We start from the raw sequence: 755 nt of genomic DNA, 5'->3' as shown, positions 1-755 counted from the left end.
TTCCCGGCCGCCGAGATCCTGTACAACGACGACGGCTCGGTCAAAGGCGTCGCGACCGGCAACATGGGCGTGGGCAAGGACGGCGAGCCGACCGAGAACTTCCAGCTCGGCATGGAGCTGCACGCGAAGTACACGCTGTTCGCCGAAGGCTGCCGCGGCCACCTCGGCCGCCAGCTGATCTCGAAGTTCAAGCTCGACGCGAACGCGGAGCCGCAGGCGTACGGGATCGGCATCAAGGAACTGTGGGAAATCGATCCCGCGAAGCACAAGCCGGGCCTCGTGATCCACACGGCCGGCTGGCCGCTGAAGTCCGATACGTACGGCGGCTCGTTCCTGTATCACATGGACAACAACCAGGTCGTGGTCGGCTTCGTGGTCGGCCTCGGCTACACGAACCCGTACCTGTCGCCGTTCGAGGAATTCCAGCGCTACAAGACGCATCCGTCGATCCGCGCGTTCCTCGAAGGCGGCAAGCGCGTGTCGTACGGCGCGCGCGCGATCACGGCCGGCGGCCTGCTGTCGCTGCCGAAGACGGTGTTCCCGGGCGGCGCGCTGATCGGCGACGACGCGGGCTTCCTGAACGCATCGCGGATCAAGGGCAGCCATGCGGCGATCAAGACCGGCATGCTGGCCGCCGACGCCGCGTTCGACGCGGTGCAGGCCGGCCGCCAGTCGGACGAGCTCAACGCGTACCCGGACGCGTTCAAGCAGTCGTGGCTGTACACGGAGCTGTATCGCGCGCGCAACTTCAAGCA

The 755-nt window shown here is 66.8% G+C and carries 1 protein-coding gene; it reads left to right on the top strand.

Annotated elements, in window-relative coordinates:
• The coding region (locus BLA15945_RS37530) for an NAD(P)/FAD-dependent oxidoreductase (RefSeq protein WP_174994769.1) at positions 1-755 on the top strand (755 nt) is incomplete at both ends.

The sequence above is a fragment of the Burkholderia arboris genome (assembly GCF_902499125.1).
Taxonomy (GTDB): domain Bacteria; phylum Pseudomonadota; class Gammaproteobacteria; order Burkholderiales; family Burkholderiaceae; genus Burkholderia; species Burkholderia arboris.
This window is presented reverse-complemented; position numbering and strand designations above follow the sequence as displayed.